Origin of the sequence: Dechloromonas denitrificans (assembly GCF_020510685.1) — a bacterium.
Classification (GTDB): Bacteria; Pseudomonadota; Gammaproteobacteria; order Burkholderiales; family Rhodocyclaceae; genus Azonexus; species Azonexus denitrificans_A.
In genome coordinates, this window is sequence record NZ_CP075185.1 from 1,234,680 (window position 1) to 1,257,330 (window position 22,651).

At 63.5% G+C, this 22,651-nt stretch carries 17 protein-coding genes; 5 read left to right on the top strand and 12 right to left on the bottom strand.

Annotated elements, in window-relative coordinates:
- Window positions 1-56: 56 nt before the first annotated feature.
- The 4 genes from KI611_RS05975 to KI611_RS05990 all read left to right on the top strand — a co-directional run bounded on the left by KI611_RS05975 (window position 57) and on the right by KI611_RS05990 (window position 10,789).
- Window positions 57-2,222 (top strand): type I secretion system permease/ATPase, encoded by a 2,166-nt coding sequence (locus KI611_RS05975; RefSeq protein WP_226418910.1) that lies wholly within the window; start codon window positions 57-59, stop codon window positions 2,220-2,222.
- A complete protein-coding gene (locus KI611_RS05980) occupies window positions 2,219-3,634 on the top strand; it encodes an HlyD family type I secretion periplasmic adaptor subunit (RefSeq protein WP_226418911.1) in 1,416 nt (471 codons plus the stop codon). The genes KI611_RS05975 and KI611_RS05980 overlap by 4 nt, the downstream gene beginning before the upstream one ends.
- The gene (locus KI611_RS05985; RefSeq protein ID WP_226418912.1) at window positions 3,634-4,242 is read left to right on the top strand and encodes a response regulator transcription factor; all 609 of its coding nucleotides are present in this window, start codon (window positions 3,634-3,636) and stop codon (window positions 4,240-4,242) included. The genes KI611_RS05980 and KI611_RS05985 overlap by 1 nt, the downstream gene beginning before the upstream one ends.
- Before the next feature lie 121 nt (window positions 4,243-4,363).
- The gene (locus KI611_RS05990; protein WP_226418913.1) at window positions 4,364-10,789 is read left to right on the top strand and encodes a retention module-containing protein; all 6,426 of its coding nucleotides are present in this window, start codon (window positions 4,364-4,366) and stop codon (window positions 10,787-10,789) included.
- Between the two features lie 67 nt (window positions 10,790-10,856).
- Here KI611_RS05990 and KI611_RS05995 read toward each other — a convergent pair whose 3' ends face one another.
- The 11 genes from KI611_RS05995 to KI611_RS06045 all read right to left on the bottom strand — a co-directional run bounded on the left by KI611_RS05995 (window position 10,857) and on the right by KI611_RS06045 (window position 20,641).
- Window positions 10,857-11,549: a Crp/Fnr family transcriptional regulator gene (locus KI611_RS05995; protein ID WP_226418914.1), complete on the bottom strand. Its 693-nt coding sequence runs from the start codon at window positions 11,547-11,549 to the stop codon at window positions 10,857-10,859.
- A gap of 71 nt (window positions 11,550-11,620) precedes the next feature.
- Window positions 11,621-13,459: a nitric oxide reductase activation protein NorD gene (locus KI611_RS06000; protein WP_226418915.1), complete on the bottom strand. Its 1,839-nt coding sequence runs from the start codon at window positions 13,457-13,459 to the stop codon at window positions 11,621-11,623.
- Window positions 13,460-13,461: 2 nt separating this feature from the next.
- Window positions 13,462-14,433, bottom strand: a complete 972-nt coding sequence (locus KI611_RS06005) for a 4Fe-4S binding protein (protein ID WP_226418916.1) — start codon at window positions 14,431-14,433, stop codon at window positions 13,462-13,464.
- A complete protein-coding gene (locus KI611_RS06010; RefSeq protein ID WP_226418917.1) occupies window positions 14,430-14,825 on the bottom strand; it encodes a hypothetical protein in 396 nt (131 codons plus the stop codon). Before KI611_RS06010 ends, KI611_RS06005 begins: the two co-directional genes overlap by 4 nt.
- On the bottom strand, window positions 14,806-15,588 hold the full coding sequence (locus tag KI611_RS06015) for a CbbQ/NirQ/NorQ/GpvN family protein (protein WP_226418918.1): 783 nt from the start codon (window positions 15,586-15,588) through the stop codon (window positions 14,806-14,808). The genes KI611_RS06010 and KI611_RS06015 overlap by 20 nt, the downstream gene beginning before the upstream one ends.
- The gene (locus KI611_RS06020) at window positions 15,585-15,851 is read right to left on the bottom strand and encodes a cytochrome C oxidase subunit IV family protein (RefSeq protein ID WP_226418919.1); all 267 of its coding nucleotides are present in this window, start codon (window positions 15,849-15,851) and stop codon (window positions 15,585-15,587) included. Before KI611_RS06020 ends, KI611_RS06015 begins: the two co-directional genes overlap by 4 nt.
- Window positions 15,851-16,441 carry a cytochrome c oxidase subunit 3 family protein gene (locus KI611_RS06025; protein ID WP_226418920.1) on the bottom strand — a complete coding sequence of 197 codons (591 nt, stop codon included), beginning with the start codon at window positions 16,439-16,441 and terminating at the stop codon, window positions 15,851-15,853. Before KI611_RS06025 ends, KI611_RS06020 begins: the two co-directional genes overlap by 1 nt.
- Window positions 16,442-16,604: 163 nt before the next feature.
- Window positions 16,605-17,141, bottom strand: coding sequence for a DVUA0089 family protein (locus tag KI611_RS06030; protein WP_226418921.1), 537 nt, complete (start codon window positions 17,139-17,141; stop codon window positions 16,605-16,607).
- A 392-nt stretch (window positions 17,142-17,533) separates the two neighbouring features.
- On the bottom strand, window positions 17,534-18,910 hold the full coding sequence (locus KI611_RS06035) for a cbb3-type cytochrome c oxidase subunit I (RefSeq protein ID WP_226418922.1): 1,377 nt from the start codon (window positions 18,908-18,910) through the stop codon (window positions 17,534-17,536).
- A gap of 19 nt (window positions 18,911-18,929) precedes the next feature.
- A complete protein-coding gene (locus tag KI611_RS06040) occupies window positions 18,930-19,358 on the bottom strand; it encodes a c-type cytochrome (RefSeq protein ID WP_226418923.1) in 429 nt (142 codons plus the stop codon).
- Window positions 19,359-19,522: 164 nt separating this feature from the next.
- Window positions 19,523-20,641 carry a rhomboid family intramembrane serine protease gene (locus KI611_RS06045; protein ID WP_226418924.1) on the bottom strand — a complete coding sequence of 373 codons (1,119 nt, stop codon included), beginning with the start codon at window positions 20,639-20,641 and terminating at the stop codon, window positions 19,523-19,525.
- A gap of 110 nt (window positions 20,642-20,751) precedes the next feature.
- Between KI611_RS06045 and KI611_RS06050 the strand changes: the two genes are divergently transcribed.
- A complete protein-coding gene (locus tag KI611_RS06050) occupies window positions 20,752-22,011 on the top strand; it encodes an NYN domain-containing protein (RefSeq protein WP_226418925.1) in 1,260 nt (419 codons plus the stop codon).
- A gap of 53 nt (window positions 22,012-22,064) precedes the next feature.
- Here KI611_RS06050 and KI611_RS06055 read toward each other — a convergent pair whose 3' ends face one another.
- A complete protein-coding gene (locus KI611_RS06055; RefSeq protein WP_226418926.1) occupies window positions 22,065-22,553 on the bottom strand; it encodes a hypothetical protein in 489 nt (162 codons plus the stop codon).
- Between the last annotated feature and the right edge of the window lie 98 nt (window positions 22,554-22,651).

Consider the following 22,651-nt stretch of genomic DNA (forward strand, 5'->3'; position numbering starts at 1 on the left):
TTAGACTCCGTTTTTTGGCCAAATCAGAAGCGTAGAGCAGCGGCATGGTGGAGGATATGAGCAGCCTGGCTGAGGCAGGCAATTCCGGGGTGCGGGAGGATGTTTTGCACCATGACCCACTGCTTGACTGCCTGGTCGAACTCACCCGCATCCATGGCCGGCCAAGCACCCGCGCCGCGCTGGTCGCCGGACTGCCCCTCGAAAAAGGCGCGCTGACCCCGTCGTTGTTTGGTCGGGCGGCCAGTCGGGCCGGTCTTTCCGCCAAACTGGTCAGGCGTGCGCTCGATCGGATCGACGCGGTGCTGCTGCCCGCCATTCTGCTGCTCAAGGGCGAAGAGGCCTGCGTCCTGCTCGGTTGGGACGAATCGGGCGAAAACGCCCGGCTTCTTTTCCCGGAAACCGGGCAGGGTTCCGTCCTGTTGTCGCGTGCGGCGCTGGCTAGCCGTTACACCGGGGTCGCGATTTTTTCCCGGCCGCATTTCCGTTTCGACAAACGGACGCCGCAGGTCGGCGAGATCAAGCTCCGCCATTGGTTCTGGGGCGCCTTGTCCGACCAGTGGCAGGTTTACCGTGATGTCCTCGGGGCCGCCCTGCTGATCAATGTCATGGCCCTGGCCATGCCGCTGTTCACGATGAATGTGTACGACCGGGTCATTCCGAATCGCGCCCTCGAGACGCTGTGGGTGCTCGGCCTCGGGGTCGTGCTGCTGATCGGCATCGACATGATGCTGCGTTCCTTGCGCGGCTATTTCATCGATCTGGCCAGTGCGCGCATCGACATGCAACTGTCGGCGACGATCATGGAACGGGTGCTGGGCGTCCGCATGGAGTCGCGGCCGGCGGCGGTCGGGGCGTTCGCCGCCAATCTGCGCTCTTTCGAATCGGTGCGCGATTTCATCACCTCGGCTTCGGTCACCGCCTTTATCGACCTGCCGTTTGCCTTTCTCTTCGTCTTCGTCATTGCCATCATCGCCTGGCAACTGGTCATCCCAGTCTTGCTCGCCATCGTCGCCGTGGCGATCTACGCCTATATCCTGCAGCACAAGATGCACGAACTGTCAGAAACGACCTATCGGGCGGGCGCCCTGCGCAATGCGACGCTGATCGAGAGTCTGACCGCGCTGGAAACGATCAAGACCCAGGGCGCGGAAAGCGTGATGCAGTCGAAGTGGGAAAAATCGGTGGCTTTCGTTTCCCGGGTCAATAACCAGATGCGTTTTCTGTCGGCTGCCGCGACCAACGGTGCCATGGAAATCCAGCAACTGGTCAATGTCGTGGTGGTCATTGCGGGGGTGTACCTGATCGGCGACGGCCGGCTCAGCATGGGCGGCCTGATCGCCTGCACCATGCTGACCTCGCGGGCGGTTGCCCCGCTTGGCCAGATGGTCGGTCTGCTGATGCAGTATCACAACGCCAAGGTGTCTCTGGCCTCGCTGGAACAGGTGATGACCAGGCCGGTCGAGCGGCCAGCCGATGCGGCTTTTGTCCATCGCCCCGAGCTGAAGGGCAATATCGAATTTCGCGACGTCGAGTTTTCTTACCCGAACTGTTCGGTGACGGCGCTCAAAGGTTTCAGCTGCAAGATCGCGGCCGGCGAGAAAGTGGTCGTGATCGGCCGCATCGGCTCCGGCAAGACCACGCTGCAGAAGCTGCTGCTCGGCCTCTATCAGCCAACCGGCGGGGCGGTGACGATCGACGGCGTCGATCTGCGCCAGCTGGATCCGGCCGATCTGCGGCGCAATATCGGCTACGTCGCCCAGGATGTCACGCTGTTTTACGGGACCTTGCGCGACAATATCGCGATTGGTGCCCCCTATGCCGACGATGCGACCATCCTCGCCGCGGCCGAAGCGGCCGGCCTGAGCGACTTCGTCAATCGCCATCCGGATGGCTTCGAGATGATGATCGGCGAACGCGGCGAATCGCTGTCCGGTGGCCAGCGCCAGGGCGTCGCAATTGCTCGCGCGCTGCTGATGGATCCGCCGATCTTGCTGCTCGACGAACCGACCAGCGCGATGGATTTCTCGTCCGAACAACAGTTCAAGCAGCGCCTCAAGGCGACTGCCGCCCACAAAACCGTGCTCATCGTCACGCACCGGAACAGCCTGCTCGATCTGTCCAGTCGCGTGATCGTCGTGGACGATGGCCGCATCGTTGCTGACGGTCCGCGCGATCAGGTCATCCAGGCCCTGCAGAGCGGCCGGGTCGGGAGGGCATCATGAGTCGCCTGAAATCGATGCTGGCGGCCGTGCATGGCTGGCTGGAGCGGGTCGCCGAAAGGAATGCGCCGCGGGTCGAGCGGATTCTCGGGCGTTTGCCGAGCCGGGAAGAAATCGAAGTGGTCGATTTCGCCACCGACGCCGATCTGGCCATGCTGCGCCAGGAGCCGTTGCGGGCCCGCGTGTTGTTGCGCTCGATCGGTATCGTCTTCGCGATCTTCGTGCTCTGGGCCGCCGTGGCGCAGCTCGACGAGGTGACGCGCGGCGAAGGCAAGGTGATTCCGTCGCGCCAGTTGCAGGTGCTGCAGAGCATCGATGGCGGCCTGGTTTCGGAAATTCTCGTGCGCGAAGGCGATATCGTTCAGGCCAACCAGTTGCTGATCAAAATCGATGAAACGCGCTTTGCCTCCTCGGTCAAGGAAAACCAGTCGCAATCCCTCGGCCTGATGGCCCGGGCGGCCCGCCTGAAGGCCTTGTCCGACGGCAAGGCCTTCATTCCGCCGGCCGAGGTCGCCAAGGGGGCTCCGGAAATTGTCCAGCAGGAACTGCAGCTTTACGAGGCCAAGCGGGACGAAATGAATGCCGCGGTTTCCATTGCCCGCCAGCAGCTCGCCCAGCGCCAGCAGGAACTGAACGAGGCGCAGGCCAGGCGGGCCCAGGCGGCCCAAGGCTACGACCTGACTTCCCGGGAATTGACGGTGACCCGGCCCTTGATCAATTCCGGCGCCGTCTCGGAAGTCGAACTGTTGCGGCTCGAGCGCGACGTCTCCCGTTACCGGGGCGAGCGTGACATGGCTTCGGCGCAGATAACCCGCGTCCAGGCGGCGATCAACGAGGCGCATCGCAAGATCGAAGAGGTCGAGCTGAGCTTCCGCAACGACGCCGGCAAGGAGCTTTCGGAAACGGTGGCCAAGCTGAACAGCCTGACCGAGGGCGGCGTTGCACTGTCCGACCGGGTCAAGCAGTCGTCGATCCGTTCGCCGGTCAAGGGCACGGTCAAGCGTCTGCTGGTCAATACCGTTGGCGGGGTGGTGCAGCCTGGCAAGGACATGATCGAGATCGTGCCGCTGGAGGATGCCTTGTTGCTGGAAGCGCGCGTTCAGCCGCGCGACATCGCCTTCCTGCGTCCGGGCCAGCCGGCCATGGTCAAATTCACCGCCTACGATTTCTCGATCTACGGCGGGCTGGAGGGCACGCTCGAGCATATCGGCGCTGATACCGTCACCGACGACAAGGGCAATGCCTTTTACACAGTTCGGGTCAGAACCAACCGGCCCGGCTTTGGCGACGCCAATCTGCCGATCATTCCCGGGATGATCGCCGAAGTCGATATCCTGACCGGCAAGAAAAGCGTCCTGGCCTATCTGTTGAAACCGGTACTGCGCGCCAAGAGCGTCGCCATGACGGAGCGCTGATGCAGCACTGGATATGCGATAGCGGCACGCGGCCGGTTGCCACCTGGCTGGAGGCAATGCCGGCCGCCCAATTGCTGGCGCGCGCCGAGGTGCACGGCATTCCGGCCAGCCAGCCGGGCATCCTGTGGTTTCGTCTGCGGGCCGGCGAAATGATCGGCACCGTATTGCCCAGGCTTGGCCTGGCCGAGCGACAGCATCTGGTACTGCTTTGCGACGAGCCGGATGAGGGTGTGGTGATGCAGGCCTTGAGCGCCGGCGCGGCGGGTTGTTGCAACACCCACGCGGCGCCCGAGGTGCTGAAGCAGGTTGCCCTCGTCGTCGGCAATGGCGGGCTGTGGATCGGGCAGTCGCTGTTGCAGCGGCTGGTCGGCAGTACCGCCCGTCTCCTCGGTCAGCGCGCCGGCGACGCCAGAAATGACGACTGGGCAGCGTTGCTTTCCGAGCGCGAAACCCAGGTTGCGCAACAGGTTGCCGGCGGGGCCAGCAACAAGGAAATCGCCAGCCAGCTGTCGATCTCGGAAAGAACGGTCAAGGCGCATTTGACCTCGATTTTCGAAAAACTCGGTCTGCGCGATCGTCTCCAGCTTTCGCTGAAAATAAACAGCTGAGCATGGCTGGCCGGCGTGAGGTATTTCACGCTGCCGTGGAGAACTGTACTTTGGTGCAATAGCCCTCCAGTCCCGGGCTCCGTACACTGGCCGAATCGCTAACAGTGTCCGGAGTATCACCATGCCTCAAGCCCAAATCGTTGCCACCGTCGCTTCTATTTCCGGTGCGGCATTCGCCCGCGACCAGGATGGCAAGATGCGGCGCCTCAAGGCGGGGGATGCGATACGCGAAGGCGAAGCAGTGGTCGCGGCGGATGGTGGCGAAGTAACGCTGTTGCTGGCCGATGGCCGCCAGATGATCGTCGCGCCGGGCGAAACGGTCAGCCTCGACGCCGAAGTCGTGGCGCTGGAAAAACCGGATGCTTTCGATAGCGCCGTGGTCAACGATCAAAAAGGCTTCGAGAAAATTACCAAGGCCCTGACCACCGGCGGCGATCTCGATGCCTTGCTGGAAGATCCGGCAGCCGGGGCGGCTGGCCCGGGCGGCAACGAAGGTCACACCTTCGTCGAATTCCTGCGCGTCGTCGAAGCGGTCGATCCGCTGGCTTTCCAGTTTGGCACGCCGCAGGGCCGTACCGTCGAGACTTTCGATGGTGGCGCATTGATTCCGACAGGGGGAACCGTTGATGTGGCCGGTACCCCTGGAACTCCTGGAACTCCGAGCGTCGTGGTGAACATCGTCGACCCCACCCTCAACGTCGCCGACAACGTCTCCACCGTCACCTTCACCTTCAGCGAAGTGCCCTTCGGCTTCACGGCCATCGACATCATCGCCAGCGGCGGCACGGTCAGCGGCCTGACCGCCACGGCCGACCCGAAAGTGTTCACCGCCACCTTCACGGCGGACCCCGGCTACACCGGCGTGGGCAGCGTCTCGGTCGGCGCCGGCAGCTACAGCAACGCGCTCGGCAACCCGGGCACGGCAGGTAGCGACACGGTCGGCATCGACACCGCCGCGCCGGTCGCCAGCATCACGCTCGACCCGAACATCACGGCCGACGACATCATCAGTGCCGCCGAAGCCGGCCAGACCATCGCCATCACCGGCACGGTCGGCGGCGACGTCCAGGTCGGCGACACCGTCACCCTGACGATCAACGGCACGGCCTACACCGGCCCGGTGCTGGCCGGCCACACCTTCAGCATCGACGTCCCGGGCAGTGCCCTGGCCGCCGATCCGGACCGCACCATCGACGCCAGCGTGACGACCACCGATGCCGGCGGCAACAGCGCCACCGGCGTCGACACCGAAGGCTACAGCGTCGCCACCGGCAGCCCGAGCGTCGTGGTGAACATCGTCGACCCCGCCCTCAACGTCGCCGACAACGTCTCCACCGTCACCTTCACCTTCAGCGAAGTGCCCTTCGGCTTCACGGCCATCGACATCATCGCCAGCGGTGGCACGGTCAGCGGCCTGACCGCCACGGCCGACCCCAAGGTGTTCACCGCCACCTTTACGGCGGACCCCGGCTACACCGGCGTGGGCAGCGTCTCGGTCGGCGCCGGCAGCTACAGCAACGCGCTCGGCAACCCGGGCACGGCAGGCAGCGACACGGTCGGCATCGACACCGCCGCGCCGGTCGCCAGCATCACGCTCGACCCGAACATCACGGCCGACGACATCATCAGTGCCGCCGAAGCCGGCCAGACCATCGCCATCACCGGCACGGTCGGCGGCGACGTCCAGGTCGGCGACACCGTCACCCTGACGATCAACGGCACGGCCTACACCGGCCCGGTGCTGACCGGCCACACCTTCAGCATCGACGTCCCGGGCAGTGCCCTGGCCGCCGATCCGGACCGCACCATCGACGCCAGCGTGACGACCACCGATGCCGGCGGCAACAGCGCCACCGGCGTCGACACCGAAGGCTACAGCGTCGCCACCGGCAGCCCGAGCGTCGTGGTGAACATCGTCGACCCCGCCCTCAACGTCGCCGACAACGTCTCCACCGTCACCTTCACCTTCAGCGAAGTGCCCTTCGGCTTCACGGCCATCGACATCATCGCCAGCGGTGGCACGGTCAGCGGCCTGACCGCCACGGCCGACCCCAAGGTGTTCACCGCCACCTTTACGGCGGACCCCGGCTACACCGGCGTGGGCAGCGTCTCGGTCGGCGCCGGCAGCTACAGCAACGCGCTCGGCAACCCGGGCACGGCAGGCAGCGACACGGTCGGCATCGACACCGCCGCGCCGGTCGCCAGCATCACGCTCGACCCGAACATCACGGCCGACGACATCATCAGTGCCGCCGAAGCCGGCCAGACCATCGCCATCACCGGCACGGTCGGCGGCGACGTCCAGGTCGGCGACACCGTCACCCTGACGATCAACGGCACGGCCTACACCGGCCCGGTGCTGGCCGGCCACACCTTCAGCATCGACGTCCCGGGCAGTGCCCTGGCCGCCGATCCGGACCGCACCATCGACGCCAGCGTGACGACCACCGATGCCGGCGGCAACAGCGCCACCGGCGTCGACACCGAAGGCTACAGCGTCGCCACCGGCAGCCCGAGCGTCGTGGTGAACATCGTCGACCCCGCCCTCAACGTCGCCGACAACGTCTCCACCGTCACCTTCACCTTCAGCGAAGTGCCCTTCGGCTTCACGGCCATCGACATCATCGCCAGCGGTGGCACGGTCAGCGGCCTGACCGCCACGGCCGACCCGAAAGTGTTCACCGCCACCTTTACGGCGGACCCCGGCTACACCGGCGTGGGCAGCGTCTCGGTCGGCACCGGCAGCTACAGCAACGCGCTCGGCAACCCGGGCACGGCAGGCAGCGACACGGTCGGCATCGACACCGCCGCGCCGGTCGCCAGCATCACGCTCGACCCGAACATCACGGCCGACGACATCATCAGTGCCGCCGAAGCCGGCCAGACCATCGCCATCACCGGCACGGTCGGCGGCGACGTCCAGGTCGGCGACACCGTCACCCTGACGATCAACGGCACGGCCTACACCGGCCCGGTGCTGACCGGCCACACCTTCAGCATCGACGTCCCGGGCAGTGCCCTGGCCGCCGATCCGGACCGCACCATCGACGCCAGCGTGACGACCACCGATGCCGGCGGCAACAGCGCCACCGGCGTCGACACCGAAGGCTACAGCGTCGCCACCGGCAGCCCGAGCGTCGTGGTGAACATCGTCGACCCCGCCCTCAACGTCGCCGACAACGTCTCCACCGTCACCTTCACCTTCAGCGAAGTGCCCTTCGGCTTCACGGCCATCGACATCATCGCCAGCGGTGGCACGGTCAGCGGCCTGACCGCCACGGCCGACCCCAAGGTGTTCACCGCCACCTTTACGGCGGACCCCGGCTACACCGGCGTGGGCAGCGTCTCGGTCGGCGCCGGCAGCTACAGCAACGCGCTCGGCAACCCGGGCACGGCAGGCAGCGACACGGTCGGCATCGACACCGCCGCGCCGGTCGCCAGCATCACGCTCGACCCGAACATCACGGCCGACGACATCATCAGTGCCGCCGAAGCCGGCCAGACCATCGCCATCACCGGCACGGTCGGCGGCGACGTCCAGGTCGGCGACACCGTCACCCTGACGATCAACGGCACGGCCTACACCGGCCCGGTGCTGGCCGGCCACACCTTCAGCATCGACGTCCCGGGCAGTGCCCTGGCCGCCGATCCGGACCGCACCATCGACGCCAGCGTGACGACCACCGATGCCGGCGGCAACAGCGCCACCGGCGTCGACACCGAAGGCTACAGCGTCGCCACCGGCAGCCCGAGCGTCGTGGTGAACATCGTCGACCCCGCCCTCAACGTCGCCGACAACGTCTCCACCGTCACCTTCACCTTCAGCGAAGTGCCCTTCGGCTTCACGGCCATCGACATCATCGCCAGCGGTGGCACGGTCAGCGGCCTGACCGCCACGGCCGACCCGAAAGTGTTCACCGCCACCTTTACGGCGGACCCCGGCTACACCGGCGTGGGCAGCGTCTCGGTCGGCACCGGCAGCTACAGCAACGCGCTCGGCAACCCGGGCACGGCAGGCAGCGACACGGTCGGCATCGACACCGCCGCGCCGGTCGCCAGCATCACGCTCGACCCGAACATCACGGCCGACGACATCATCAGTGCCGCCGAAGCCGGCCAGACCATCGCCATCACCGGCACGGTCGGCGGCGACGTCCAGGTCGGCGACACCGTCACCCTGACGATCAACGGCACGGCCTACACCGGCCCGGTGCTGGCCGGCCACACCTTCAGCATCGACGTCCCGGGCAGTGCCCTGGCCGCCGATCCGGACCGCACCATCGAGGCCAGCGTGACGACCACCGATGCCGGCGGCAACAGCGCCACCGGCGTCGACACCGAAGGCTACGGCGTCGCCACCGGCAGCCCGAGCGTCGTGGTGAACATCGTCGACCCCGCGCTCAACGTTGCCGACAACGTCTCCACCGTCACCTTCACCTTCAGCGAAGTGCCCTTCGGCTTCACGGCCATCGACATCGTCGCCAGCGGTGGTACGGTCAGCGGCCTGACCGCCACGGCCGACCCGAAAGTGTTCACCGCCACCTTTACGGCGGACCCCGGCTACACCGGCGTGGGCAGCGTCTCGGTCGGCACCGGCAGCTACAGCAACGCGCTCGGCAACCCGGGCACGGCAGGTAGCGACACGGTCGGCATCGACACCGCCGCGCCGGTCGCCAGCATCACGCTCGACCCGAACATCACGGCCGACGACATCATCAGTGCCGCCGAAGCCGGCCAGACCATCGCCATCACCGGCACGGTCGGCGGCGACGTCCAGGTCGGCGACACCGTCACCCTGACGATCAACGGCACGGCCTACACCGGCCCGGTGCTGGCCGGCCACACCTTCAGCATCGACGTCCCGGGCAGCGCCCTGGCCGCCGATCCGGACCGCACCATCGAGGCCAGCGTGACGACCACCGATGCCGCCGGCAACAGCGCCACCGGCGTCGACACCGAAGGCTACAGCGTCAACACTGCGGGGACGGCACCGACCCTTTCCGCCAGTTGGGTGGATTACTGGCAGTTCAATGAAGGGGCTGGTGCGTCTACCACGAACTACAATCCGCTCGTCGATCAGGTTGCGACGATTACCGACAACAACAAGGCGGGCTTGAATCCGGCAGCCGATCTTTCTCCTACCTGGACGACCGGACGAAATGGCTCGACTGCCATCGAATTTCATGGTGTGGGTGGGGCTTCGGCACAACGGGATGGCGGTTGGTTGGCGCTTGCCCCGAGTGTGACGGAAGCGCTGGCCGGGCATGCCGCTTCTCAGGAAGCCGCGTTGTCCTTCTGGATCAAGACGACACAGGTCGGGAGTGGTGTCGGTTGGAATTCGCCGTCGGTCATCGGTACGGAGAACAATGGCTGGATTGCCGACATCCAGTGGGGGTCAATCAATGCGGCCGGACAGATTGGCCTCGGCATGCGGGATGACGTCGGGGTGATGAGTAGCACGTCAATCAACGATGGTGTGTGGCACCAGGTTGTTGTCACGCATGATTTTGAAACAGGTGCTACGCGGGTATTCGTGGATGGCGTACTGGAAGCCAGTCGTATATTGAATCCCGGCATCATCGTCCCCAACAACTTCCTCGGACTGGGCGTTACTGCGGATGACGGTGGGGCGGCGCACCGCTTCCTCAACGGCACTCTGGAGGACGTTCGGATCTACGACCAGACGCTGACGGCGAGCCAGATTCAGGCGATCTACGAGACCGAATTGATGGGCAATCAAAGCAACGTGATTGCCAATGACGGTCAGACGATTCGTTTCGCCCTGGACGTCCATGATGCGGTCAGTACTGTTTTGTCCGGTCTGGTGAGTGGCACGGTGGTTTCTTCCGGTGCCCATTCCGCTTTGGTCGATGCCTCCGGCACGGTCGATATTTCCGGATGGAATGCCACCGAAGTGGCGCTCAGTGACTACGGCAGCGGCTCTTACATGATTACGGTAAGCGCCACCAATGCCACCAACGGCACGGTCAGCAAACAGCTGTCCGTGGTCAATGACAGCGACTCAGTCGTCGGTACGGCAGCGGCGGATAGTCTGGTCGGCAACGCCAATCACAATGTCCTGGCCGGTGGCGACGGTAACGATGTGCTGTCCGGGTTGGCTGGCAATGACATGCTGATCGGCGGCGCTGGCGACGACCGGCTGATCGGAGGGGCTGGCAGCGATGCGCTGACCGGTGGCCTGGGTTCTGATACCTTTGCTTGGTCGTTGGCCGATCAGGGAACAGTGGCCATTCCGGCCCGCGATACGATTACCGACTTTTCTCCGGCGGCGCAAGCGGCTGGCGGCGATGTGCTCGATCTGCGCGATCTGCTGCCGAGTGCGACCGATGCGGCGACGCTCGACAACTATCTGAACTTCTCCAAATCGGGTCTCGATACGGTGATCGATGTCCGCCCGACCGGGGCGGCCGGTGGCGTTACGCAGCAGATCGTGCTGTCCAACGTCGATCTGACGGCGAGCGGTACGCTCAACGATGTGGCGATCATTCAGGACCTGCTGACCAAGGGCAAGCTGCTGACCGACTGATGGACCGCGCCAAAGCATGAAAAAGGGGCGGTTTTCCGCCCCTTTTTGCTGCGTGCCGTGCCTCGCTCTACTCGTGCTTGCGCAGATTGGCGACGCAGGGAATGTGGATTTTCCGTCCCTCGACGACGATCAGCCCGAGTTCGGTCAGTTCGTGCAGGATGCGCGAAAAATGTTCCTGGGTCAGGTTGAGACGGGAGGCGATGACGCCCTTGTTGGTCGGCAGGGTGATTGCGACGTTGGTACCCTTGAGGTCCTCATCCGGCAGTTCGCGCAGCAGGTAGCCGATGATGCGCTGTTTGCCGGAGTGCAGCGAATAGGATTCGACATCGCTCATCAGTTCGTGCAGACGCATTGCCATGCCGGCCAGCATCTTGCGGCACAGGTTGTGGTCGCGCTGCAATTCCTCGAAGACCGCCGCTTTCGAGACATGCAGCAGCAGCGAGTCGGTCAGTGCCTGGGCAAAGACGATGTAGGGTTTTTCCAGGAACATCAGCGCTTCGCCAAAACTTTGGCCCTGGGTCAGGATTTCAACGACTTTTTCGGTGCCTTGCGACGAGGTGAAGGCCAGCTTGACCTGACCATAGACCAGCAGATGGAAGCCGTTGCAGGGATCACCCTTGTGGAACAGGATGTCGCCCTTGCTGGCGTGGCTTTCCCGGGTCGAGCGGGCGATGCGGGCGATTTCTTCGGCAGCCAGGCCGTTGAACAGTGGAACGTGGGTTAAAAGGGCCTCGATATTGATCGGGTGATTAGCCTGCATGTAGTTTGCTGCCTCAAAGTGACCGGCCGATGGTGGCATCGGGCTAGTTCAGCAGCAATACGACGTAGGGACTAATCCCTAGTCAATTGGGCGTAGAGCAGGGGCAGGCGGCGCGGTAGTTCCTCCGGCTTGCGGATGACGCAAAAACCGGCCGGGCCGAACAGGTAGGGCAGGTAGGTCCCGGCCTCGCGGTCGATGGTCACGCAGAACGGCGTCAGCCCCATGCGCCGGGCCTCATAGACGGCCATCCGGGTGTCTTCGATGCCGTAGCGCGAATCGTAGAGATCGAGATCGTTCGGCTTGCCGTCGGTAATGATCAGCAGCAACCGGCGGCCGGCCTGCTGTTCGTAGAGGATGCTCGCTGCCTGACGCAGCGCGGCACCCATCCGGGTGTAGAAGCCGGGCTTGATGGCCAGGATGCGGGCGCGGGCGGCGTCGTCGTAACGGCCGTTGAAATCCTTGAGCAGATGAAAGCGGATGTTCTGCCGGCGCAGCGACGAAAAGCCGTAGATGCCGAAGCGGTCGCCGGTGGCGGTCATCGCCTCGGAAAAGAGCAGCAGCGAATCGCGGATGACATCGACGATGCGGTGGGTGTCGGAAATCCAGGCATCGGTGGACATCGACAGGTCGGCCAGCAGCAGGCAGGCCAGATCGCGCTCGCAGCGGGCCTGGGCGAGATAGCCGCCGGTTTCCGGCGTATGGCCGGAGTGGCGGTCGGCGTGGTTGCGGACACAGGCATCGACATCGAGTTCGGCGCCGTCCGGCTGCGCTTTCAGCCAGCGCCGTTGCGGCGCGAGGGCGGCGAACTGGCCGCGCAGCTTCCTGGCGGTGGCCGCCAGTTCGGGCGGCAAGGCGGCCCGCCCGGCATCGTGGGCGATCATCGGCTGTAGATGGCAGTGTTTCGGCAGCAGCAGTGCCTTGCGGTAATCCCATTCCGGCAGCGCGATACCGGGGCCGATCGGCGTGTCATCCTCGGCGGCGGAGGGCAGGTCGAGGTCGAACTTGACGCGGGAAACGGCGGTCTGGCCGTCGCGGGTCAGCGACAGCTTGTCGAGATCGTTGGCGACATTGCGGGCGTTCGGATCTTCGTCGTCGTCGTAGGCCCGGTTGACCCGCACGTACTCGGCCCAGGTCGGCAGGCTTTCGGCGCGGAAACTGGCGAGCATCGGCGCCTTGTTGTCCGGCGTCTCGACCTGTTCAGCCTTGTGGGCATCTTTACCCGGCTCGGAACTGCTGCTGCCTTCCGGCGGCAGATGCTCGCCAGGGTCGGCAACCTGGCCGGTGACAGGCGCCTCGGCGGCGATCAGCCAGAGCAGTACCGGCTGCGGCGGTCTGGACTGGCGGGAATTCAGCGGCGGCAGGCCATCGACCGAGGCCGGTTCGAGCAGGGCCTGGCGGATGGCCGATTCCTGGGCCGCTTCGTCGGCTTGCAGTTCGGCTGGGGCGATGCGGGCGGCCAGATGGGCGGCGACCAGTCGGCTATAGCGGGCGGCCAGTCCCGGGTAGTTGGACAGCGCGGCCTGGCTGGCGCGCTGGTTGCGGATGAACCACGGCTGCTCGGGAGCGACGTCGCTGGCGGCAAGGGCGGCCAGCCACAGATAAAGATCGCGATTCAGCGTCTTGTCGGGAAAAGCGGTGATTTCCGGCGGCAGGCGCAGGGTTTCGGCATCGCGCCGGGCCAGCGCCTGTTTCTCGCCGGTGCCGGCCAGCCGCTGCAGCCAGCGCCGTCGGGCACCGTGCGTTTCAGCCGTCGCCGCTGCGACCTTCAGGCCGGGGTCGCCACCGAAGGCACGAAACAGGATGCCGACGGTCTTTTCGACTTCGGCCAGTTTGACGGCTGCTTCCGGGTAGTGCCCGGCGGCGGTGCGGGTGACCCAGTTGTGCCAGACTTTTCCGACGAATTCTTCCATATCTATATTTTCCCGCCCGCGTCTTCGTCGGTATTTGATAGAACCGAAAAACGCGCCTCATTGCGCCGCGCTTCGTCGTTCTTCACCCAATGCAACAAGGCGCCGTTCGGGTTGTCCTTGTTGACCGTGCCGCAGGCCGACAGGCACTGGCCGCATTGCGTGCAGGCAAACATCCAGCGCTTGACGTTGCGCGGTTTCAGCCGCATCGGGCAGACCGCGTCGCAGGCCGAACCCTTGCCGTCGAGACAGGAGGCGCAGTCGGTCAGTCGTTCGCGTTCGAAACCGACGACCATCGCCTGCTTGTTGCCCATCCAGGCGAAGCTTTGGAAGATGCCGATGGCGCAGGCGTAGCGGCAGAACAGGTGGCGGGCGAAAAGGAATTCGAGGCTCAGTACCGTCGTCGCGGCGCTGAGGAAAATCACTTCGCCGCGGTACAGCGTGCCGGTGAGCAGGCCGCCATAAACCTGAAACGGCGGCATCAGGTAAGTCAGCCCGACGACCGCCCAGGCGAAGGCGAAGCCGATGGCCGCCGGGACGACCAGCAGCCAATAGCGTTTGTCGCGCCGGGCCGGGCTGCCATCCGGTTCCCAGGGCGGCGTCTTGTTGCGGTCCCAGACCGAATGCTTGCCGGTGGCGGCGAGCATCAGCCGGTTGATCGTTTCGACCACCGAAAAATGCGGGCACAGCCAGCCGCAGTACAGCCGGCCCCATTTCCAGGCGACCCCGACGATCAGCGCCAAGGTGCCGAGGACCGGCAGGAACAGATACAGGACGAGGTTGAGCGCCGCCGCCCCGGCATCGACCCGGCCGGCGATCAGGTCGTCGATGCCGAGGTGCCAGGGCATGGTCAGGAAGTAGGCGTGCTTTTCGGTCAGGTCGTAACGGAAAAGGTCGAAAATCGGCGTCAGCGTGAAGAGCGCAAAGAAACCGATTTGCGCCAGCACCCGGTAGCGCTGCAGGGCCGGCTTGCTCACTTGAGGGAGGGGCCGATCAGCGGGAAGCGCCAGACTTGCCCGGCCATTGCCTTGGCCAGCCCGAACATGCCGAACATGACCAGGGTCGAGTGGAAGCAGGTGAAATAGAGGATGACGACGACCCAGGTCCATTCCCAGTGCAGGCCGCCGACGGCCAGGAAGATGGCGGTCAGCGCGACGATCAGGATGCCGCCGTACAGGCTGACGAAGGTGGTTTGCTTGAGATGTTGCCGGGCGAGCGGCGCAGCGCTGTCCTTGTTCTTGCGCCACAGCCACCACAGCACGCCGAAGGCGATGCCTGGCGCGACCAGCAGGTTGGCCAGGTAGAGCGCTTCGGCGAGGATGGCCAGGGTCTGGCCATCGGCTGCCGGTTTATCGGCCGAAAGTGGCATTGACGATTTCCATCAGCGCCTCGACCGTTTCCTCGTCGTCGGTCAGGCTTTCGACCAAGGCGGCGCGGCAGGCGGCGGAGACATCGAAGCCGGATTTGATCAGCGTCGCGGCATAGACCAGCAGGCGGGTGCTGGCGACTTCCTCGAGATCGCGGTCCTTGAGGGCGCGGAAGGATTTGGCGATGCCGACCAGGCGGGTGGCGAGATCGGCATCGCAGCCGGTTTCGCCGATCAGGATGGAACGTTCGCGCTCGGCGCCCGGGAAATCGAAGCGCATCGAGACGAAGCGCTGGCGGGTCGAGGGTTTCAGGCCCTTCATCAGATTCTGGTAACCGGGGTTGTAGGAAACCACCAGCATGAAATTGGCCGGTGCTTCCAGCGTTTCGCCGGTCCGGTCGATGGGCAGGATGCGCCGGTCGTCGGCCAGCGGATGTAGCACGACGGTGGTGTCCTTGCGTGCCTCGACCACTTCGTCGAGATAGCAGATGCCGCCTTCGCGCACGGCGCGGGTCAGCGGGCCGTCGCACCAGTAGGTGCCCTGGTCGGAAATCAGGTGGCGGCCGACCAGATCGGCGGCGGTCAGATCGTCGTGGCAGGCCACGGTGTACAGCGGCAGTTTCAGGCGGGCCGCCATGTGCGAGACGAAACGCGTCTTGCCGCAGCCGGTCGGGCCTTTGATCAGCAGCGGCAGGCGCTGTTGGAAGGCGTGTTCGAACAGCGCGATTTCGTTGCCGGAAGGTTCGTAGAAGGGCAGATCGTTCATTTGAGAGACATCCAGTAAGCCAGCAATATCAGGCTGGAGACGAGAATCAACCAGCCTTCGAGCAGCAGGCGCCACATCAGCGGCGCGCTGCGCAACTCCATGAAATCGAGAATGACCAGCCGGCCCTTGATGAAGGCGATGACCAGCATGGCGACGATGGCCGAGGTGCCGGCGGCGCCAACTTCACCGAGATACCAGGTGATGCCGGTGGCGACGATGAGCACGAGCCAGGCGCGGTGGGCGGGGTTTTTCAGGGCAGTCATCAGCGCATCACATAAACGAGCGGGAAAAGGATGATCCACAGCAGATCGACCATGTGCCAGTAGGCCGCGCCGCTTTCCAGGCCATGCGCGTTATGGCTGCCGTAGGCGCCGTTGCGCGACTGCACCCAGAGCACGGTGAGAATCACCATGCCGAGGATGACGTGCATGAAATGGAAGAAGGTCAGCGAGATGTAGAACATGTAGAAGGTATTGGTCGACAGCGAAATGCCGGCGCCGAACTTTTCCGCATATTCGAAGACCTTGACGGTCAGGAAGCCGCCGCCACAGATAAAGCCGAGCAGGATATTGCGGCTGATCGCCGGCCGGTCATCGCGATGTGCCGCCTGGACGGCGAGTACGACGAACCACGAGCCGGTGATCAGGAGCAGCGTATTGAGCGCCCCGGCATTGCGATCCAGCGTCCGCTGGTAGGTATTGAACAGCTCGACGTCGTGGGCGCGGGCGAAAGCGTAGGAGGCGAAAAACACGGCAAACGCCAGCATCTCGGCCAGGATGAAGAACCAGATGGCGAGATCGCCGGGCAGGCGTTTGTCCGAAGTCGCGGCTACAGGCAGGGTGATTGCAGTCATGCGGCAGATCATAGCGAGCGTTGCCCGGTGATAACTTGATGTGTCCTAAGTAACGACCGGAGAACTCGGCATGCCCGGTCGAACAGCCACCGCGCCGGCCGCGATGAAAAGCATCAGACAATAAAAAACCCCGCCGCAGCGGGGTTTGCAGAGGTGCCGATGATTAACGGCTTTTGCGCCGGCTGACGGCCAGTCCGGCCAGGGCGAGACCAGCCAGGGCCAGGGAGGCCGGCTCGGGGACGGTCGACGAAACGGTCGGCTGCCCGAGGTTGATGGTATAGGACTGCCCGCCAACGCTGCTGCCGGCATTGGCAAATCCGCCAAGGTTGCCACCGTAGTTGTAGGAGTAGTGATCGATCGCCAGCAGATAATCGCCCCGGGCCAGGGACACTGCTACGTAGGACTGGAGCGAATAATTATCGTCGTTGAATGCCAGGGTGTTGCCGGCCAGATTGAAGACGTAAAGCATCGGGTCGAAGTTGCTGCTGGTTGACGCCGAGAACAGGCCGCCGGCCCAAGAGAAACGGTAGATATCGACGGTATCCAGCGTGCCGGAAATGGATGTCGTGGCACCGGGCAGCAATTGCGCGGTGGCCAGCGAATAACCTGCATCGCCGACTTCGGTGTAAGGCAGTGCGGTGGCCGACTGGCTACCGAGCATGCCCAAGGCCAAGCTGATAATGGATAGAGCTTTTTTCATTTTTTACTCCCAAAGAAATTGTTTCCGGAGTAAAAAAGCAATGTGCGTGCCAGTTTATTTATTGTGTTTAAAAACAACGTATTGTATTTATAAAGAAATTCAATCGGCATTAACTGTGGGGTGATTGGAAGCCGGGTCGCATTATTGTAAAAATAGACGACAGCAGTGGCTGTTGCCGAATAAAAAACGTGATTTATTTCACGGAGAGGAAAAAGCAAACGTGAATAGATTCACGGCAGGTTACATAAATGTGACTAATAACCGCTTTTGACTGTAAAGAAATCCGACACCGGATTGGGCTGGCCGTTGGCCGGGCGAGGCGGGGAACGACCATAAAAAAAGCGCGGGTTTCGCAACCCGCGCCATAAATGCTACTTGAGGAGGAATCAGTCTTAAGCGGCTTCCTTCTTGTCTCCACCTACAAAGAAACTGGAGACATAGAGCAGCAGGCCGATCAGGAAGATGACGCCGGTGCCTTCACGCAACCAGTAGAAGATCGCGATCTTGTCCTGCGCCACCATGAACGGCAGCGGGCTGTCGGAAGCGCGTTGCAGCCAGACTTGCAGGATGCCGGCGGCGGTCAGGAACAGCGTGATGAAAGTCATCGCGATGGTCATCAGCCAGAACGCCCACATTTCCAGGACTTGCGACTTGTTGGTGTTGGCAGCACGGCCGCGCAGGATGGGCATGGCGTAGGAGATCATCATCAGCACGACCATCACGTAGGCGCCATAGAACGCCATGTGACCGTGAGCGGCGGTGATCTGCGTGCCGTGCGTGTAGTAGTTCACCGGAGCCAGGGTGTGCAGGAAGCCCCACACGCCAGCGCCGAGGAAGGACATCACGCCGGTGCCCAACGCCCACAGTACGGCAACCTTGTTCGGGTGCTCGCGGCGGCGACGGTTCACCATGTTGAAGGCAAACACGGTCATGGCGAAGAACGGAATCGGTTCCAGAGCGGAGAAGATGGAACCCCACCACTGCCAGTATTCCGGCGTGCCGATCCAGTAGTAGTGGTGACCGGTACCGATGATGCCGGTGATCAGCGTCATGGTGACAATCACGTACAGCCACTTTTCGATGACTTCCCGGTCGACGCCGGTGGTCTTGATCAGCACGAAGGCCAGGAACGAACCGAGGATCAGTTCCCAGACGCCTTCCACCCAGAGGTGCACCGTCCACCACCAGAAGAACTTGTCGAGAACGACGTTCACCGGGTTGTAGAAGGAGAACAGGAAGAAGACGGCTAGTCCCCACAGGCCGAGCAGCAGCACGATCGAGATCGAGGTTTTCTTGCCCTTCAGCACCGTCATGGTGATGTTGAACAGGAAGGCCAGGGCGACGACGACGATGCCGAGTTTGGTCGGCAGCGGCTGTTCGAGGAACTCGCGGCCCATCGTTTCGAGCAGGTTGTTGCCGGTCATTTCAGCCAGCGTCGCGTACGGTACGGTCAGGTAACCGACAATGGTCAGCGCGCCAGCGACCAGGAAGATCCAGAACATCAGCAGCGCCAGTTTCGGGCTGAACAGTTCGGTCTCGGATTCTTCCGGGATCATGTAGTAGGCGCCGCCCATGAAGCCGAAGAGCAGCCACACGATGAGCAGGTTGGTGTGGACCATGCGGGCCACGTTGAAGGGAATGGCGGGGAACAGGAAGTCGCCGATCACATACTGCAGGCCAAGAACCAGGCCGAACAGGATCTGGCCGACGAAAAGGCCGATTGCCGCGATGAAGTAGGGTTTTGCAACCGCTTGCGATTTGAATTGCATGTTCAGTTTCTCCTCTCGATCAGCCTTGGTCGTTGGGCGGCCAGTTGGCATCGTTGATCGAATTGACGTGCTTCAGGAAGGCCACGATGGCATTCAATTGCTCGTCGGTGAAGTTGAACTGCGGCATGCTGCGGCGACCCGGGATGCCTTCTTTCGGGCGACTCTGGATGAACGCTTTGACGCCTTCGTCGCCGTAACGGACGATGACATTGCCCAGTTCCGGTGCGAAGTAGGCCCCTTCACCCATCAGGGTGTGACAGCCGATGCAGTTATTTACTTCCCACAGCTTCTTGCCCTCGGCGATCTGCGGCGTGATGTTCTGCCGCATGTCGCGTTTGGGAAGTTGCGAGTGAGTGTCGAATGACAACGCCAGGAACAACAGGAAGAAGAAAACCGTCCCCCCGTAAAAAATGTTCCGCGCCATCGATTTGGTGAACGCGCCGCTCATGTTTATTCCCCCTTTCGGAAATTGTTTGGCGGGCCGATGTTAGGCGGCGACGCCGGCGGGGGGCTTTGATGTCGGCTAAAAAAGCGGAATGCAGTTGAAATAGACGGCAAGCGCCGGCAGCTTGAATTTTGCCCGGCGAATGGTTGCCGGCCAGCCGGATTTGGCTACTGTCCGGCCGTGTCCGGGCTGGCTGGGGCAGCCGGTGGCATGCCTCGCCGATGCGGCAGAGTCGGGCCGAACTGGCTTCTCGCCCGCAGTTGATCGGCCAGGGCTTGCGAAACCTCCCGGCGTTTTTCGCTATAGGCCCGTAGCGACTCGATCTGCTCGGCCGACGGGGCGGATTCGTCGAGGGTCAATTGGGAGAATTGCTCGAGGCTTTCGCCGTACGGTTCGGTAATCTCGAATTCGATGCGTTTGGCCAGCTCCTGGATGGACTCGGCATTCAGCCGGTCTTGCCGGATGATGTCCTGCCAACTGGCCTGGATCCGCGTTTCCCGTTCGAGGAATTCGCGGATTTCCTGGCGGGCGGCGATTTCCTCGCTCCACCGATAGCTCGGCGGCGGAATGTGGGTCAGCAGGCCAGCGATCGCGGCCGCCCACGACAAGCCGGCGGCACCGCGCTGCCACCGCGGCCAGGGGCTGTCGCCCAGCACCGGTCGGCCAAGCAGCGTGCCGAGCAGGGCGCCGGCGAGCAGGCCGCCAATGTGCGCGCTGTTGTCGATGCCCGGAACGACCAGGCCCAGCCCGATGCTGACGCAGGTAAAGGCGGCACCGGCCCAGAACAACCAGCGAAACTCATGCGGGTCGAGCAGCTTGCGTTCGCGCCAGACGTAGATCAGCAAGGCTCCGTAAATTCCGAAAATGGCGCCGGAGGCCCCGCCGGAAACGGCATCGTTACCCTGGATGACCAGCGAGAGCAGGTTGCCGCTCAGGCCGCTGACGAAATAGATGACGGCAAAGCGCAGGTGGCCGTAGATGCGTTCGACCAGCTGTCCGCCATCCCATAGCGCCCACAGGTTCATGACGATGTGGATCAGGCCGAAATGCAGGAACAGCGCGCTGCCCAGCCGCCACCACTGGCCGTCCTGCGTGGCCGGTCCGAAATTGGCCCCCCAGGCCAGTTGCACGCCATTGTTCGAATGCCACAGTCCGGCGCCGGCATTGAGCATCAGCCCGAAAATCAGCGCATTGGTCGCGATCAGCAGCAGCGTAACGGGAAGTCGGGTGGTTCTCGCCAGCAGCAGATCGTACAGGCGGGGTGGCGGAGGAGGTGCGTCGGGCATCGGGGCGATCGGTTCGGTGAGCCGCCATGATACCGGCCTCTCGGCATTCCGGTGCATCGGCATCCGGCAGGCAGGTATACTCGGCTTTTCCTGATAACTGACTAAATCCCATGGCCGCCCCCAACGATACCGCCAGCATGGCCCTTTTTTGTGATTTCGAGAACGTCGCCCTTGGCGTGCGCGATGCCCAGTACGAAAAATTCGACATCAAGCCGGTGCTCGAGCGCCTGCTCGCCAAAGGCAGCATTGTCGTCAAAAAAGCGTATTGCGACTGGGATCGCTACAAGACTTTCAAGTCGGCGATGCACGAAGCGAATTTCGAACTGATCGAAATCCCGCACGTTCGCCAATCCGGCAAGAATTCGGCCGATATCCGTCTCGTCGTCGATGCGCTGGACCTGTGCTACACCAAGTCGCATGTCGATACCTTCGTCATCATCAGCGGCGATTCCGACTTCTCGCCGCTGGTCTCCAAGCTGCGCGAAAACGCCAAGCGGGTGATCGGCGTCGGCGTCAAGCAGTCGTGCTCCGATCTGCTGATCGCCAACTGCGACGAATTCATCTATTACGACGATCTGGTGCGCGACCGCGAGGGCGAACGCAATCATGCCGGCCGCCGGGAGAATCGCGAGCCGGCGCCGCGCCGTTCGCCGGAAGAGGAAAAGGGCCGCCGCGAAAAACTCGAAGCGCGCAAGGCCAAGGCCATCGAACTGGCCACCGCCACCTTCGCCGACCTGATCGCCGACCGCGGCGAAACCGAACGGATCTGGGCCTCGGTGCTGAAGGAAGTGATCAAGCGCCGCAACCCCGGGTTCAACGAAAACTATTACGGTTTCCGCAGTTTTGGCAACTTGCTGGAAGAGGCGGCCAATCGCGGTCTGCTCGGCTTCGGGCGCGATGACAAATCCGGCGCTTACGTGACGCGGGTGCAAGCGCGTGTCGCGGCGCCGGAAGCGGAGCTGGCCAGTGCTGCGGCAGAAACCGTGACTGAGCCTGTCGCCCTGCCAGTTGACATCGCGCCGGCTGTGGTCGACCAGATAAAGCCGGTCAAGGCCGAAAGCGCCGCTGACGAGCCGGCGGTGGCCGGCCAGGCCTCGCGCCGGCGTGGTCGCCGGCCGCGCAAGGAGCCGGCGGTGGCAGTGCAGCCTGAGGTGGCACCGGTCGAAGCGGTGCCGGTGGTCGTTGTCGAAACGCCGGCCCCGTCAGTCGATGTGCCGGTAGCGGCCAGTCCGCGCCGGCGCGGTGGTCGCCGGCCGCGTCAGGAGGCGGAAAGCACCCCGCCGGCCGTGGTGGTTGAGGCCGTGCAGCCGGCCGAGGCGCCGAAAGCGCGCAAGCCGCGCAGCCGCAAGCCGAAAGCCAGCAGCGAGTGAGCGAGGCGTTCAGGGTGCAGCTTGTTTCGCCCTGAACGCAGCGGAGCCGCGGCTTAAATGACGTTCAGCAACTTGCTGCGCAAGGCTTCGGCTTCGCGCTTGCCATCGCGCGACATCACGATGGCGTGATACCACTCGTCGTACAGGTCGCGCAGGCCGGGGTGACTGTCGGCTTTCTCGATGCGATCGAGCAGGGAACTGGCACCGAGCGCGCCGACAAAGGCGTTTACCGTGTTCATCATGAAATTGCGTGCCTGTTGCAGGCGAACCGGATCGTGCGTTGCCGGCAATTTGCCGAAAGCGGTGATCGAGGGCAACGGCTGGCTTGAAGCGGCATTGGGCAGGGCGATGTAACCGGCCTCCTCGAGCATGCCCAGAGTGTGCTGTAGATCGTCGGCCTGCAACATGCCGCGCATTTCATCGACGGTCCGTTTGCCATCGACGAAAATCAGCACGCGACGAACGCGTGGCGTCAGTCCGCCCGCTTTACTGGTAATTTCATCCTGGCCCTTGGGGGTTTTGGCGAATACGACGCCCATCATTTGTCTCCGTTATTTGTCAATTTTTTGTGAGTCATTGTACATAAAAAAAACCTGCCGGCAGTTGGCCTTGCGGCCGACTACGGGCAGGTTTCATCGCC

Coding starts and splice junctions, on each gene's coding strand:
- KI611_RS06035 (WP_226418922.1), bottom strand. CDS start 18,910: ATGCAATTCAAATCGCAAGCGGTTGCAAAACCCTACTTCATCGCGGCA.
- KI611_RS05995 (WP_226418914.1), bottom strand. CDS start 11,549: ATGCAGGCTAATCACCCGATCAATATCGAGGCCCTTTTAACCCACGTT.
- KI611_RS06045 (WP_226418924.1), bottom strand. CDS start 20,641: ATGCCCGACGCACCTCCTCCGCCACCCCGCCTGTACGATCTGCTGCTG.
- KI611_RS06015 (WP_226418918.1), bottom strand. CDS start 15,588: ATGAACGATCTGCCCTTCTACGAACCTTCCGGCAACGAAATCGCGCTG.
- KI611_RS06020 (WP_226418919.1), bottom strand. CDS start 15,851: ATGACTGCCCTGAAAAACCCCGCCCACCGCGCCTGGCTCGTGCTCATC.
- KI611_RS05985 (WP_226418912.1), top strand. CDS start 3,634: ATGCAGCACTGGATATGCGATAGCGGCACGCGGCCGGTTGCCACCTGG.
- KI611_RS06050 (WP_226418925.1), top strand. CDS start 20,752: ATGGCCGCCCCCAACGATACCGCCAGCATGGCCCTTTTTTGTGATTTC.
- KI611_RS06000 (WP_226418915.1), bottom strand. CDS start 13,459: ATGGAAGAATTCGTCGGAAAAGTCTGGCACAACTGGGTCACCCGCACC.
- KI611_RS06025 (WP_226418920.1), bottom strand. CDS start 16,441: ATGACTGCAATCACCCTGCCTGTAGCCGCGACTTCGGACAAACGCCTG.
- KI611_RS05990 (WP_226418913.1), top strand. CDS start 4,364: ATGCCTCAAGCCCAAATCGTTGCCACCGTCGCTTCTATTTCCGGTGCG.
- KI611_RS06040 (WP_226418923.1), bottom strand. CDS start 19,358: ATGAGCGGCGCGTTCACCAAATCGATGGCGCGGAACATTTTTTACGGG.
- KI611_RS06010 (WP_226418917.1), bottom strand. CDS start 14,825: ATGCCACTTTCGGCCGATAAACCGGCAGCCGATGGCCAGACCCTGGCC.
- KI611_RS05975 (WP_226418910.1), top strand. CDS start 57: ATGAGCAGCCTGGCTGAGGCAGGCAATTCCGGGGTGCGGGAGGATGTT.
- KI611_RS06030 (WP_226418921.1), bottom strand. CDS start 17,141: ATGAAAAAAGCTCTATCCATTATCAGCTTGGCCTTGGGCATGCTCGGT.
- KI611_RS05980 (WP_226418911.1), top strand. CDS start 2,219: ATGAGTCGCCTGAAATCGATGCTGGCGGCCGTGCATGGCTGGCTGGAG.
- KI611_RS06055 (WP_226418926.1), bottom strand. CDS start 22,553: ATGATGGGCGTCGTATTCGCCAAAACCCCCAAGGGCCAGGATGAAATT.